Raw genomic sequence first — 13,811 nt, forward strand, 5'->3', positions numbered from 1 at the left:
GACCGGCGGCTAAGCCTGCCAACCGAACACGCAATTAAAAACGATTTTGACCATTGCACATAGACACTGACATTTAAAGAACATATATAGAACAAATGTCCCAACTTCAGATTTCAGAAAAGCTCGCGATTCTTGCCGACGCCGCAAAATATGATGCCTCCTGCGCGTCTTCGGGAACATCGAAACGGTCAAGCAGCAAATCGGGCGGCATCGGATCGACCGAAGGCATGGGAATTTGCCATGCCTATGCGCCCGATGGCCGCTGCATTTCGCTGCTGAAAATTTTGCTGACCAACAGCTGTATTTTCGACTGCCATTATTGCATCAATCGCAAGAGCTCGAACGTTCGCCGCGCGCGGTTTACGCCCAAAGAAGTGGTCGACCTCACGCTGAATTTTTATAAGCGGAATTATATTGAGGGATTGTTCCTTTCGTCGGGGATCATCAAAAGCTCCAACTACACAATGGAGCAAATTGTCGAGGTCGCACGCAGCCTGCGCGAAGACCATGACTTTCGCGGTTACATTCACCTCAAAACCATTCCCGATGCTGATCCCGAATTGCTGGAGGCAGCTGGACGTCATGCCGACCGGCTGTCGATCAACGTCGAATTGCCGACGCGCGCTGGCCTGCAAAAGCTTGCGCCGGAAAAATCCGAAGAGCGGATTGAAGGCGCAATGGGGGGCCTGAAAGAATCGATCCTTGATGGTCGCGACGCGAAAAAGAAATACCGAAGCGCGCCCAACTTTGCACCAGCCGGCCAATCCACGCAGATGATCGTAGGCGCCGACAGCGCGACCGACAGCGATATCGTAACGCGCGCCAACAGCCTTTATGACCGCTTTGGTTTGCGCCGTGTCTATTATTCGGCGTTCAGCCCAATCCCCGACGCCAGCGCCGTGTTGCCGCTGCAACGTCCACCGTTGATGCGCGAGCACCGGCTGTATCAATCGGACTGGCTGCTGCGTTTCTATGGCTTTGCCCCGCAGGAGGTTGTCGACGCAGCAGACGCCGATGGCATGCTGCCGCTCGATATTGATCCAAAACTCGCATGGGCGCTGAAGCATCGCGCGCACTTTCCATTGGATGTGAACAGCGCGCCAAAGGCCATGTTATGGCGGGTTCCCGGGCTCGGGACGAAGGCAGTCGACGCGATTATTAAGGCACGGCGCTGGCGGCGGTTGCGGCTTGAGGATGTCGGCAGGCTTACTGTTTCCATCGCGAAAATCCGGCCATTCATCACCGCTGAAGGCTGGACCCCCGGTGCATTGACCGACATGGAGCATCTGCGCGCATCGGTTGCGCCCAAGGTGCACCAATTCGAGTTGTTTGCATGATTACCGCCCGGCTTGGGCATGAAGATGATTTCGACGGCTGGCGGGAACAATGCCGCGGCCTCTTACGTCTCGGCGCGCGTCCCGCGGACATTGTGTGGCAAATCGGCGAACAACGCACGGACCTGTTTGCAAATCCCGAAAGCAATATTGCGGCTGCACCCATCGGTGTTCCAAAGGGTTTTGCCGAATTGTCGCGTTCGGTCATCTGTCATTCCGACCCGGAACGTTTTGGCTTGCTGTATCAGCTGCTGATCGATCTGAAGGCGGGTAAGCGCCACATGGGCGACCGCGCAGATCCCTTGCTGCGCAAGCTTGACGTCATGGCCAAAACCGTGCGGCGGGACATCCACAAGATGCGCGCCTTCGTGCGCTTTCGCAGAATCGAGCAGGATGGTGACGAACATTTCGTCGCGTGGTTCGAACCCGAGCACCACATTGTCCGCGCCAACGCGTCATTCTTTGTGCGACGTTTTGCGGGCATGCGCTGGTCCATTTTAACACCGCAGTTGTCCATTCATTGGAACAAAGACAAATTGTTGGAGGGCCCCGCAGCGCAAAAGGACGATGCGCCCACCGAAGACGCCATCGAGGAACAATGGAAAACCTATTATGGGTCAACCTTCAATCCCGCCCGCCTGAAGGTGAAGGCGATGTTGAAAGAAATGCCCAAGAAATATTGGCACAATATGCCCGAGACGGCTTTGGTGTCAGAACTTATCCAGTCCGCCCGAAATCGCGAGCTGGCGATGATCGAAAAAGAGACCGCTGCCCCCGTTGCCGACACATTGCAGTCGCTGCGGGCAGAGGCGGCACGGTGTCGTCGCTGCCCCTTATCTGGTCCAGCCACCCAGATCGTTTTTGGCGATGGGCCTGAGCGCGCAAAGCTGATGTTTGTTGGCGAACAGCCAGGTGATCAGGAGGATATGCAGGGCCACCCCTTTGTTGGCCCCGCAGGACAGATATTCAACGCCGCGCTGCACGAGGCCGGAATTGACCGTGCGCAAGCGTACGTCACGAATGCGGTCAAACATTTCAAATTCAAGCAAGAGGGCCAACGCCGGATTCATGATCGCCCGAACGTCGGGGAGATCAACCATTGCCGATGGTGGCTGAAGCGCGAGATTGAGATGGTCCAGCCCGACCTGATCGTCGCACTCGGCGCTACGGCCGCGCGCAGCCTTACGGGCAAGAATGTGGCCATTAGCGCACGCCGGGGGGAAATGTTGGAGAGCATGGAAGGCGTGCCCGTTTTGATCACCATCCACCCGAGTTATTTGCTGCGTCTGTCCGATGCCGAAGCGGCGGCCCGCGAACGCCGCAACTTCGTCGCGGACCTATCGCAAGCCCACGAAACTATCGGTGCCCGTCAGATGGCGTCGACGTAAAACAGCAAACAGGTTTCGGGATGTGCATGCGGCAGTTGCAGCCCGCCGTGCATCAGCGCGGCACCGCTCAACGTCGCGCCGTCCTGATTTAGCCCAAGCCTCTCGATTGCCGATGGTCCCTTAATGGCTTGCCAGATTGTCGGCCAGATCAGCTTGACCAGATAATTTCGGTGTGGGTCCAAACCCGCAAACCGCAAGCGTTCAGGCAAAACCTGCGGATCGCTCAAGACATAAGCGACGGAATACAGCGCTTCGGACCGGTCACGCGCGATCACGCCGCTTACCAGTATCTGCGGTGCCGTATCGATCCTGACCAGATCGCCATCATGCAGCAACGCACGGTGGCGCTTATGCAAGGCGATGGCAGCCTTTAACGTGTCGAGGTCGCCCTGCCGTTCGGTCAACAGGTTGAGTTCAAGCCCCATATGCCCCATGCATGCGGTCGCAGCGCGCATGTCCATCGACAGCCTGCGTCCACTCACATGGCATCGCGCTGGCCCGACATGACATCCCATCACTTCGGGCGGCAGGAAGAAGCTTGCGCCGCGTTGGATATATTGCCGGTCAAGCGCATCATTGCTGTCGGAGGTCCAGACGCGGTCACTATGCGCCAGCACACCCATATCGGCGCGCGCACCACCCGATGAGCAGCTTTCAATTTCGACATCGGGATGCGCGGCGCGCACGCGATCCAGCAGCGCGTAGAGCGCGGTTACCTGTGCGAATGCCTTCGCAGTGCCGGATGCACCCCCCGGATGGCTTAGGTCGCGGTTCATATCCCATTTTATGTAGCTGATATCGTGATCGCGCAGCACCGCATCGATTGCGTGGAATATATAGTCCGCAACCTCGGTCCGGCTGATGTCCAGCGCGAGTTGCGATCGGAACGGCACCTGATCTACGCCCTCCACACCAAGCACCCAATCGGGATGTGCGCGATATAGTTCGCTGTCGGGGTTGACCATTTCGGGTTCAAACCAAAGCCCGAATTCCATGCCTAGCGACGTCACATGATCAACCAATGGCTTTAGGCCGCCGGGGTACACATCGGCGGACACAGTCCAATCACCAAGCCCGGCGCGGTCATGCCGCCTGCCGCCGAACCATCCGTCATCAAGAACAAAGCGTTCAACGCCAATGTCCGCGGCGCGGGTTGCCAGCTCTTTCAGCTTCTCGACATCATGGTCGAAATATACCGCTTCCCACGTGTTATAATGCACCGGCCGCGGCTTGGCGCGCATCGCTGGCCGCAGCAATTTTGTCCGCACATGTTCATGGAATTTGCGGCTTAGCGCGCTGAAACCATCGGCACTATATGCAGCAACAATTTCAGGGCTCGCGAATGTTTCACCCGGTGCCAGCCGAACCTCGCCGGGGAGCAACAGCGCACCAAGGCTGGTCAACACCCGTCCATCGGTGAGCATGTCCACACGCAGGCGATGGTTCCCGCTCCACGCCAAATGAAAGCCATAAGCTTCACCCGCAGTTTCGTTCGTGCCGCGCGTCGCCAATAGCATGGCGGGATAGCTGAAATGCGAGGTGCGGCCGCTACGATTTTCCCGCAGATATGTTCCCGCGCTGCGTTTCACCCGATCTTGGGTAAATTCCTGGGTCCAGCGGCCGGTAAATCCGGTAATCTCGGTCATGTGCTCGGGCACAGGCAGGCAGGCCGTCATCACCTCAGTGACATCCAGCGCCGTCGCGCCGTAATTGGTCAAATGCGTGCGGATACGCAGAACGCCGGTGGCCGGATCGAAATCAATGTCATATACGAGCCCAAGCCGCGTGCGTTCATCACGGCATATGATCTTCGCGCCATGCGGTCGCGTCTCGACCTTGCCGACGTCGAACAGACTGCACCAATCCTTGCCCTCGCGATGTGCAGCAAAACCCTGCACCATGGGGTGGCCTAGGCCGGGTTCCATGGCGAAGGAGAGCGGCAGCGCAACATCTGCCACGCCGTGCATAGCCTGCCGAAAAAACAGGCTTTCCATCTGCGCCGCATCGACATTTTCGGGCAATGCCGCGCCCCAATAGATCACCGACGGCGGCGCGCCCTTGGCACAGGCCAATATCAATGTCGCGTCCGGGGCATCAAATCGCAAATGGTCCAACTCATGCTCCCCAGAAATTCCGTTGGCCATCGCGACCCATTTGTTACTTTGTGTTTTGTATATAGCCGTTTAACCGGCATATTATCAAAAAAGCAAAAGCACAGCTTTGCAACGAAAATCATCGGGGGGCGGATGTTCGAGACAACCAACAGCGCGGCGCAAATTGGCATATTTGTGTCGCTCACTCTGCTCATCGCCATCCTCACATACTGGAAAGTGCACGGCAAAGGTGCCCAGCGGGCGCAGGATGCAGGTTCCACCAAAGAGGTGTTCCTTGCAGGCGGCGGCCTAACATGGCTGTTCGTCGCAGGATCGATTACGCTGACCAACCTGTCGACCGAACAACTGGTCGGTATGAACGGTAACCAGATGCTGCTGCTCGCATGGTGGGAGATTTCGGGTTTCGTTGGCCTGCTGATCTTGGCCTATGTTTTTGTACCGATTTACTACCGCAACAATTGCACCACAGTGACAGAATTGCTGGAACGCCGGTACAAGGGCGGCAGCATACGCACCGTAATTTCGGCGCTGTTTCTGCTGGGCAATATCCTGATCTACCTTCCCGCTGCGCTCTATTCGGGCAGCCTGTTTTTGAAATCGATGTTCGGGGTGGACTGGTCGCTGATCTGGTTTGCCGCGCCCATGGCGATTATCGCGGCCATATACACCATCACCGGCGGCTTACGCGCAGTTGCGGTTATGGACACGTATTCAGGTATCGGCGTGCTGGCGATTGCGTTTTTGGTGGTCATATTGGCACTGGCTGCGGTCGGGTTTGACCTGTCGACCGTGCCGGCCGAGCGCACATCGATGATTGGCAGTATCGATTCCCCCATCCCGTTCCACACATTGTTCACGGGCATGATTTTCATCCAGATATTCTATTGGTCGACCAACCAGAATATCACCCAGAAAGCGATGACCGCGCCGACCGTCAAGGAAGCGCAAAAGGGCGTGCTCGCCGCCGCCATTGTCCGTATCCTCATCATCCCCGCCATCGTCGTCATTCCGGGTGTCGTCGCCTATAAGCTGTTCGGCAGCTTGGGCGATGCGGCCTATGGAAAGCTTGTGGCGCATGTGTTGCCGGGCTGGATGTCCGGCGCGTTTGCCGCCATGATGATGGCCGCCGTTATCGCGCATACCAGCGCGATATTGAACAGTTCGGTGGCATTATACGCGGTCGATTTTCATGACAAATTCATCCGCCCTGTTGCCAACCACTGGCGGCTTGCGGCGATTGTGTCGATCATCCTGACCGTCACTTCGGTTTTACTTGTTCCGGTCTATGAAAATGCAAAAAGCATCATCAACCTGTTGCAGCAGCTCAACGGCTTGTCGTCGATGCCAATCCTATCGGCATTCATTACCGGGCTGCTGTTCCGGAATATGGATGCACGGGCCGCGATTGCCGGACTGGTTTGGGGCGTTGCGCTTTATGCGTTCCACAATTTCATTTTGTACGTGCCCGACACGCTTTATGCTGGCGAAACATTTTACCAGCATATGGGAATCGGCTGGCTGCATTATATCGACGTCATGGCGATTGTCCTTGTGACCTGTGTGTTGACCGCATTGACGGTGAACCGCATCATCTTTGGCAATCGGGCCGTATTTATCTGGAGCAAGGAAGGACGCCGGCTTTCGGCGATTGAGGCATGAGCGAATATATCATTGTTATCGACGAAGGCACGACATCAACCCGCGCCGTTCTGTTTACCGCCGACGGCACTGCCGTGGATAGCTGCCAGCGCCCGCTGACCCAGCATTACCCGGCGCCTGGCCTTGTGGAGCATGATGCCGAAGAAATCTGGAAACTGACGCTGGAATGCGCGCAGACCATGGTTGCAAAAGCAGGCGGTGCGGACCGCATTGCGAGCATTGGCATCACCAACCAGCGCGAAACCATTGTGTTTTGGGACAAGCGCACGGGCAAACCGCTTGCCCCTGCGATTGTATGGCAGGACCGTCGCACGGCAGACATATGCGCGGCACTGAAGGAACAAGGCGAAGAGTCCGTTGTTCAGGCCAAAACCGGCCTGTTACTCGATCCCTATTTCTCTGGGTCCAAAATCGGCTGGGCCTTGGAAAACTGGCCACAGCTAAAGGATGTCGGCGCGCATCTCGCGGTTGGCACGGTCGAAAGCTATCTTGTGTTTCGCCTGACGGGCGGCGGCCATATCACCGATGCAACCAACGCATCGCGCACAGCGTTGATGGCGATTGGCAGCGGCGGATGGGACGACGGCCTTACCGACCTGTTCGGCGTGCCGCGCGACATATTGCCCGAAATAACCGACTGCGCAGGCGATCTTGGCACGACATTGCCGGAACATTTTGGCGGACCCATCCGCATTGCGGGTATGGCGGGGGACCAGCAAGCCGCCACCATCGGCCAAGGCTGCTTTGCCGTTGGCCAGACCAAGGCAACTTTTGGCACAGGCGCGTTTGTGCTGACGCAAACGGGCACGACATTGCGCCAGTCGCGCAACCGTCTGCTGTCGACGATCTTATATCAATTGGGTGGCGAGCGGCATTACGCGCTGGAAGGATCGGTATTTGTGGCGGGCAGCCTCGTCCAATGGCTGCGCGATGATCTGGGCCTTATTGCACACGCGGCGGACACCGAAACACTGGCGCGCAGCGTTGCCGACAATGGCGGCGTATATCTTGTACCCGCATTGTCGGGCCTTGGCGCGCCACACTGGCGCCCCGATGCGCGGGCAAACATCAGCGGCCTCAGTTTCTCGGCGACCAAGGCGCATGTCGCGCGCGCCGCGCTGGAGGCAATGGCCCACCAGACCCATGACTTGAAAACAGCATTTGCTGCGGACGGTGCCGATTGGGCGGAACTGCGCATCGACGGTGGCATGGTTGCCAATGACTGGATGGCACAAGACCTCGCCGACATGCTCGCGATAGATGTTGAACGTCCGGCCTTTGTCGAAACGACGGCACTTGGCGCCGCAATGCTCGCCGCCGTTGGATGCGGAATATACAAATCGCTTGAGGATGCAGCTGTCATGCGCGGCGGCGTGCAGCGCTTTATACCCAATATGGAAAAGCATGCACGCGACGCGCGGCTGGCCGGTTGGTCAAACGCGCTTGCGCGTGTTCTTCAATAGTCCAAGTCGCAGTTCACAACATCTTAACCATCTGACTGCAATGTACACCCGCCCATGTGGCGAACGACATCGACAGGACGAAAAGATGGATAATTTGCACGGATTTGAACCGTTTGGATCGGACCTTGATGCTGATTTGCCCGCTTACACCCTCTATGAGGACGAAGACGCAGCAATCGAGCCGCCGCCATTCATATCTGGCGACGAACGCCGGATGCAGGTCCGCGCGTATAATTTTTGGACGTCGCAGCTGCACGACAGAAATTTCCCAAGCATCGAGGAACTCGATCCATCGGCCATCGAAGATTTCCGCGACTATAGCGTTCTTCTCGATTTTACCTCGGGCATCGAAAATCCGTCCATTGACTATCTTGGCGATAAATTGCGCGCCGAATGCGGCTTAAGCGCGGGCATCACTTATTTGGATGAAGTCCCCCGCCGCTCGCTCCTGTCGCGCATTACCGATCATTATCTGCAAATCATTGCCAACCGCGCGCCCATTGGCTTCGAAGCCGAGTTTGTGAACGATAGCGGCAATGTCCTCATGTACCGCGGCATTTTGCTGCCCTATTCGTCCGACGACGACACGATTGATTTCATTTACGGCGTCATCAACTGGAAAGAAGCCGCGCCTGCAGACATTAGCGGCCCGTTGCAGACCGAAGTTGAACACGCGCTCGCAGCGTTGCCGCCGCGACAGGGGCATGTCCCTATCTGGGCAGATGCCCCGATGGCGGAGCAGCTTGACGATGCAGCGCCATGTGATGACGTTGAGGGCGATGAACCCTATCTGCTGCAGACGATAGCGCCCGATGAAAATGCAAGCCTTGCCGACTGGCTGGATGCCGCACGGCAATGTGCAGAACAGGCCCGCGATGCGGATCTGCGCACGCGCGATGCCTTGTATCAGGCGATTGGACGCGCATACGATTTTGCTTTGATTGCCGCCAATCACCCTGCCGATTATGCAGAACTGCTTCATGATGCTGGTCTGAAAGCACAGGAACGCGCGCCATTTACGCCAATCGTTAAGCTGGTTTTTGGCACAGGCTATGACAAGACCCGCTTAACCGAATTTGCCACAGCGCTTCAATATGCGCAGCACAATGCCGTTCCGATGGGAACGTTCGCCACTATTCTCGCTGGCTATGAAGGCGGCTTGAAAGCCATTGTCGCCGCCGAACGTCGCGCCAAGAAAATCGCTGCAGGCATCGAACCGGCCACGGCGGCAGCCGATGACCCACGTGGGCGTTTGCGTTCGGCGCGCAAGCGTGACCTCAGCGAATTTGCGGGCGCAGGCGACGAATTTGTTCTGCTCGTTGCCCGCCGCGATGCCGATGGTAGCGTTGCGATTGTCGGCTCAGTTCAAGGCGACGCCATGTTCACCGAAAAGGCATTGCGTAAAGCCGACGTCTGACTTGTTTCACAGGGCATTAATGCTTAACGCGTTGGTCAGATGACTGACGCCCTTGCCCTTAATTATGCCCAACGCCTGATATCATGCGAAAGCGTGACACCAGCGCAGGGCGCCGTATTTGACGCGCTGGAGGACATGCTAAAGCCGTTGGGCTTTCGCGTTGACCGTTTTGTATCGGGCACGGGTGATGACAATCCAGCGCATGGTGCGCCTGTCGAAAATCTGTTTGCCATTCGCGAATCCGGTGGGCGTCACTTTGCCTTTGCCGGGCATCTTGATGTCGTGCCGCCGGGCGCTGGCTGGGCAAGCGATCCTTTCGTTCCGCAGATAAAGGGCGATTTACTTCACGGGCGCGGCGCCGTCGATATGAAGGGCAGTATCGCCGCATTCGTTGCGGCATTGCACGAGATACCGGCTGACGCAGGAACAATCAGCCTGATCATTACGGGCGATGAAGAAGGGCCAGCGATTTACGGCACCCGGGCCTTAATCGATCATATGCACGCGCTGGGCACGATCCCTGATGCCTGCCTTGTCGGCGAACCCACCAGCGTTAACCGGCTTGGCGACATGATGAAAATCGGACGGCGTGGGTCAGTGAATATGTGGATTTCGGTTGCCGGAACGCAGGGCCATGTCGCCTATCCGCATTTGGCCGATAACCCCATTCCAAAGCTCGTGGCGATATTGTCCGAGATCGAAGCGATTTCATTGGACGCGGGCACAGACTGGTTCCAGCCAAGCAATATTGAGATCACGGACCTGGCTGTCGGCAATAAAGCGACCAACGTCATTCCGGCTAAGGCAGAAGCCCGATTGTCGATCCGTTTCAACGACCTGCAAAACGGCGAGGCGCTTGTTGCGCGGATGCAAGAGCTTGTCGAAAAGGGCGGCGGCACTTTAACCGCCATGATTTCGGGCGAAGCGTTCTTGACCCCGCCGGGCGAACTGTCCGCGGCCATTTCGGAGGCTGTCGAGGGCGTTATGGGCATTACGCCTGAACCATCGACCACGGGCGGAACTTCCGATGCGCGGTTCCTGACGAAAATCTGCCCAGTTGTTGAATTCGGGCTGTGCAACGCAACGATGCATAAGTTGGACGAGGCGGTGGCCATTGCGGACCTCACCGCGCTTACGGAAATCTACCGTCGCGTCGCGATCCGGATGCTTGGCAGCTAGGGTCAGGCCCTAGCTTTTCAGCATGATATACAGCGCGCCTGCCCCGCCATGCCGGGGATGCGCGTTGCGGACAGCAGAGATGCTCCTTGCGTGTCGTGACGCCGCCAGCCAATCGCGCACAACCGCGGCAATCGCGCCCCTGCCCTGACCACTTGCGCGATCATGCGCGCGTTGCTTGCCAGTCACCAACAGGACGACCTTCATCCTTTGCGCTATCGCCTGTTCAAGCGCCCCGTCGAGCCGGGCATAGGCACCGGACAATGACGCGTCATGCAAATCCACACTGACATCGGGCATGATACTGCCGCGCGTGATCCGTCGGTCCCAATGGCCATCCAGATTGTGCGGAACAGGCGCAATCTTGCTTTGCGGTGCCGGAGCAATCTTCGCAGGTTCGCTACGTATCGGCTTGGGCTTGGCATTCAGATGCTTGGCCAAGAGCGCTTTGTCCGACGCGGCCGCAACCACAGGCTGCGCCTTTGGCTTGGTTGCGTGCATGGGGCTAACTGTGGCGACAACTTTCCCCCACAGCGCCTTTTCATTGCTGTCCAAATGCCGCGCCATGGCGAATTTATAGTCCAAGCCGGGTGACTGCCGCCTTGGGTAGGAAAATCAGCGCCGCGCCGCGTGCTGCCATACCGCCAGCGATGGCACGTGCCCGGTCACCGGCACCCCAAAATGTATCAATCCGGTTTGCGCCCTTAATTGCGCCGCCGGTATCTTGCGCCACCCAGATGCCATTTGGTTCGGCACGGTCCATCGACAGCCACAGTGGCGCGCCGAGCGGGATAAACTTGACGTCGACGGCGACGCTTGCTTCGCCCACGACCGGATAGCCCATTGCACCAAGCGGCCCAGCGCCGGTCAGTTCACGGAAAAACACGAAACTCTTATTTTCCTGCATGACTTTGCGGCCCTCTTCGGGATTGGCACGCAGATAGGCCACAATACCCTGCATCGAACCATCGGTGATGAGGCCGCGATCCTTCATCAACCGGCCAATGCCGGTGTAACCACGCCCGTTTTGGCTTTCATAGCCAATACGCATCACGCCGCCATCGGGCAGCCTGAGCCGCCCTGACCCCTGAATTTGCAGGAAGAAAAATTCGATGGCATCATTTGCATATGCGATTTCAAGGTCGCGACCCGTCAAAGAGCCACCTTCAATCGCGGCACGGTCATCATATTGCACCAACTTGGTGCCACTGACTTTACCCCGGATATTCTTGCCCTTTAAATCATCGGAAAACAGCCCAAGGTCGACATCAATCAGGTCCGATGGCCGTTTGTAGATCGGCACTTCACAACCGGCCTGCCGCGTGCGGCAACCTGCGATCTCGGGTTCATAATAGCCTGTGGCGAACGCCTTGCCGTCACCGACTTGCACAGCGTCCATATAGGCCGCGAAGAAGGATATCGCGTCACCCGTCCATGTTTTTACAGCGTCGCAGGCGGGAACCCAGTCGGCACCTTGCGTAAGGCCGCTGCTGTCATTCCGCCCAACGAGGCCGGGGCAGCTGGTGCGAAAACTATCCATGGCAAGCGTTGCCTTGCGGGCATCGACCTGCAGCGATCCAATTTCTGGCCCACGCACGACGCCCAAGCTCGCCGCAGTCGAACCGTCGCCTGTCGGAACGGGCGCAGCCAACGTTGCCTCAGGCGTGGATGGAATAGGCTTAGCGGCCTTTTCCGGCAGACGGGCATCAGGCGATGGACGTGATGCGCCCGTCGATGCGGTCGGCACCCCATTTGGGATGAGGCCGCCCGAACAAGCGGACAGGGTAAGAGCGGATAAGCCTAAGGCAAAAAGGGCGCGTTTCATCGCCCGGGTGAATCAGACCGAGTCGGTTTCGTCAAGCTTCCAGTTGCGGCCGGTTGACTTAACATCGCGCATAAAGGTCCAGACATCATGCGTTTCAACAGCGTCGGTCATCGAACCGCCGATGATGTTTCCATCGGCATCCTTCACCATCGCGGCTATGTCTGCATCAAACCGAACGGTAACACGTGCCATTGGATGGTCGTAGCTTGCATCCACAACACGCACTTCGTCGATCCGCACCAAGCGATTGGCCAATGTCTCACCGCGCGCTTCGCGACCATCAATGGCCTCCGCAAAGCTGTCAAATACATCATCGTCGCACAGGAAACGCAGCGCTTCCTTGTCACCACGCCAATAAGCCTCCAGCACCATTTTATAGGCGGATTTCGATCCTTCTACGAACAGCCCGAGGTCAAAGCTCCGGTCCGCATTGGCAATTGCCTTGATGCCGCTTTGCGCAGCCATATCGACATTTGAGATGTCATTCACAGGAATGGCCACTGCGGCATCACTGCCTGCCGCAGGCTGGCGCAGCATAGGCTGGGCTGTCGTTTCAATCGGACGGCGGGCAACGGGCTCCTGTTCGTGACCCGTGCGTTTACCAAGCACCGAGTAAAGCCGAAGGCCGAGGAACGCTGCAACAAGAGCAAGCAATACAATAGTGAACGTCACAACGCCTCCATGCGCCAAATAAGTCCGGCATATAATTTAGATGCTGGGGAATATCGCCCATCCAGCTCCGCCTCAATACCATATAAGCACTAATGCCGAGGGTTCAAAGGGCTTTACCCAAAGAAAAGTGCGGCTTGCCGCATGTGCAACAATGATTGCCCTTTGTCGGTCACCCTGCTAGGCGCGACGGCCATAAGGGGACGCCATTTGGCGTCTATGACAATCAATAGGAAAGCACGACATCACATGGCTGACGAAGCAGGCACCATCGTTTCCGAAAATGTAAAAGCCAATGGCGCAGATACCGCACCTGCAGTGGGTATGTTGAACCAGTATATCAAGGACTTGTCGGTAGAAAACCCACATGCCCCGCATAGCTTTAACTGGGACGTGACCCCGCAAATCGACGTCCAAGTGAACATTCTGGCCAATGCCATCACGGATGAAGTGCACGAAATCACCTTGAAACTCGCGGTCAAAGCCGAAAGCGACAATGGCGTCCATTTCTCGGTCGAACTCGAATACGGCACGCTGTTTGGTTTGCGCAATGTCAGCGACGAGCAAGCGCACCCGTTCCTTTTCGGTGAGGCGCCGCGTTTGATGTTCCCATTTGCACGCCGGATTGTTGCCGATGCCGTTCGCGATGCAGGCTATCCGCCGCTCGTTCTCGAACCGATCGATTTCAACGCATTGTATATCCAGCAGCTCACGCAAGCACAGCAGATGGCAGAAACGCAGCCTGCAGGCGAAGCCTGAAGCTGAA

At 57.3% G+C, this 13,811-nt stretch carries 11 protein-coding genes; 7 read left to right on the plus strand and 4 right to left on the minus strand.

Features of this window, described 5'->3' with window-relative positions; genetic code table 11:
• The first annotated feature begins 95 nt into the window (after positions 1-95).
• Positions 96-1,337 (plus strand): putative DNA modification/repair radical SAM protein, encoded by a 1,242-nt coding sequence (locus tag GGR91_RS08035; RefSeq protein ID WP_183941693.1) that lies wholly within the window; start codon positions 96-98, stop codon positions 1,335-1,337.
• The gene (locus GGR91_RS08040) at positions 1,334-2,722 is read left to right on the plus strand and encodes a UdgX family uracil-DNA binding protein (RefSeq protein ID WP_183941694.1); all 1,389 of its coding nucleotides are present in this window, start codon (positions 1,334-1,336) and stop codon (positions 2,720-2,722) included. The genes GGR91_RS08035 and GGR91_RS08040 overlap by 4 nt, the downstream gene beginning before the upstream one ends.
• Here GGR91_RS08040 and GGR91_RS08045 read toward each other — a convergent pair.
• Positions 2,704-4,866, minus strand: coding sequence for an alpha-galactosidase (locus GGR91_RS08045; RefSeq protein ID WP_183941695.1), 2,163 nt, complete (start codon positions 4,864-4,866; stop codon positions 2,704-2,706). The two genes, GGR91_RS08040 and GGR91_RS08045, sit on opposite strands and share 19 nt — an antisense overlap.
• Positions 4,867-4,968: 102 nt before the next feature.
• Between GGR91_RS08045 and GGR91_RS08050 the strand changes: the two genes are divergently transcribed.
• The 4 genes from GGR91_RS08050 (at position 4,969) to dapE (ending at position 10,554) form a co-directional block, all read left to right on the plus strand.
• Complete coding sequence (locus tag GGR91_RS08050; protein ID WP_183941696.1) at positions 4,969-6,495, plus strand: sodium:solute symporter family transporter; 1,527 nt, start codon at positions 4,969-4,971, stop codon at positions 6,493-6,495.
• A complete protein-coding gene (glpK, locus tag GGR91_RS08055) occupies positions 6,492-7,958 on the plus strand; it encodes a glycerol kinase GlpK (protein WP_183941697.1) in 1,467 nt (488 codons plus the stop codon). Before GGR91_RS08050 ends, glpK begins: the two co-directional genes overlap by 4 nt.
• An 85-nt stretch (positions 7,959-8,043) precedes the next feature.
• Positions 8,044-9,375 (plus strand): PAS domain-containing protein, encoded by a 1,332-nt coding sequence (locus tag GGR91_RS08060; protein WP_246337119.1) that lies wholly within the window; start codon positions 8,044-8,046, stop codon positions 9,373-9,375.
• Positions 9,376-9,414: 39 nt separating this feature from the next.
• Complete coding sequence (gene dapE / locus GGR91_RS08065) at positions 9,415-10,554, plus strand: succinyl-diaminopimelate desuccinylase (protein ID WP_183941698.1); 1,140 nt, start codon at positions 9,415-9,417, stop codon at positions 10,552-10,554.
• 9 nt (positions 10,555-10,563) lie between these two features.
• Here dapE and GGR91_RS08070 read toward each other — a convergent pair whose 3' ends face one another.
• Genes GGR91_RS08070 through GGR91_RS08080 form a run of 3 tightly spaced genes read right to left on the minus strand, consistent with a single transcriptional unit; the run spans position 10,564 to position 13,048 of the window.
• Complete coding sequence (locus GGR91_RS08070) at positions 10,564-11,136, minus strand: Smr/MutS family protein (protein WP_246337120.1); 573 nt, start codon at positions 11,134-11,136, stop codon at positions 10,564-10,566.
• A complete protein-coding gene (gene mltA / locus GGR91_RS08075) occupies positions 11,126-12,376 on the minus strand; it encodes a murein transglycosylase A (RefSeq protein WP_183941699.1) in 1,251 nt (416 codons plus the stop codon). Before mltA ends, GGR91_RS08070 begins: the two co-directional genes overlap by 11 nt.
• A gap of 12 nt (positions 12,377-12,388) precedes the next feature.
• Complete coding sequence (locus tag GGR91_RS08080; RefSeq protein ID WP_183941700.1) at positions 12,389-13,048, minus strand: Tim44/TimA family putative adaptor protein; 660 nt, start codon at positions 13,046-13,048, stop codon at positions 12,389-12,391.
• Positions 13,049-13,294: 246 nt separating this feature from the next.
• Between GGR91_RS08080 and secB the strand changes: the two genes are divergently transcribed.
• Positions 13,295-13,804 (plus strand): protein-export chaperone SecB, encoded by a 510-nt coding sequence (secB, locus tag GGR91_RS08085; RefSeq protein ID WP_183941701.1) that lies wholly within the window; start codon positions 13,295-13,297, stop codon positions 13,802-13,804.
• The last annotated feature ends 7 nt before the right edge of the window (positions 13,805-13,811 follow it).

The organism is Sphingorhabdus rigui, assembly GCF_014196595.1.
GTDB classification, from domain to species: Bacteria; Pseudomonadota; Alphaproteobacteria; order Sphingomonadales; family Sphingomonadaceae; genus Sphingorhabdus_B; species Sphingorhabdus_B rigui.

Excerpts from the sequence above, each read along its gene's own strand:
- GGR91_RS08060 (WP_246337119.1), top strand. The coding sequence starts at position 8,044 with ATGGATAATTTGCACGGATTTGAACCGTTTGGATCGGACCTTGATGCT.
- mltA (WP_183941699.1), bottom strand. The coding sequence starts at position 12,376 with ATGAAACGCGCCCTTTTTGCCTTAGGCTTATCCGCTCTTACCCTGTCC.
- secB (WP_183941701.1), top strand. The coding sequence starts at position 13,295 with ATGGCTGACGAAGCAGGCACCATCGTTTCCGAAAATGTAAAAGCCAAT.
- GGR91_RS08035 (WP_183941693.1), top strand. The coding sequence starts at position 96 with ATGTCCCAACTTCAGATTTCAGAAAAGCTCGCGATTCTTGCCGACGCC.
- glpK (WP_183941697.1), top strand. The coding sequence starts at position 6,492 with ATGAGCGAATATATCATTGTTATCGACGAAGGCACGACATCAACCCGC.
- GGR91_RS08040 (WP_183941694.1), top strand. The coding sequence starts at position 1,334 with ATGATTACCGCCCGGCTTGGGCATGAAGATGATTTCGACGGCTGGCGG.
- GGR91_RS08050 (WP_183941696.1), top strand. The coding sequence starts at position 4,969 with ATGTTCGAGACAACCAACAGCGCGGCGCAAATTGGCATATTTGTGTCG.
- dapE (WP_183941698.1), top strand. The coding sequence starts at position 9,415 with ATGACTGACGCCCTTGCCCTTAATTATGCCCAACGCCTGATATCATGC.
- GGR91_RS08045 (WP_183941695.1), bottom strand. The coding sequence starts at position 4,866 with ATGGCCAACGGAATTTCTGGGGAGCATGAGTTGGACCATTTGCGATTT.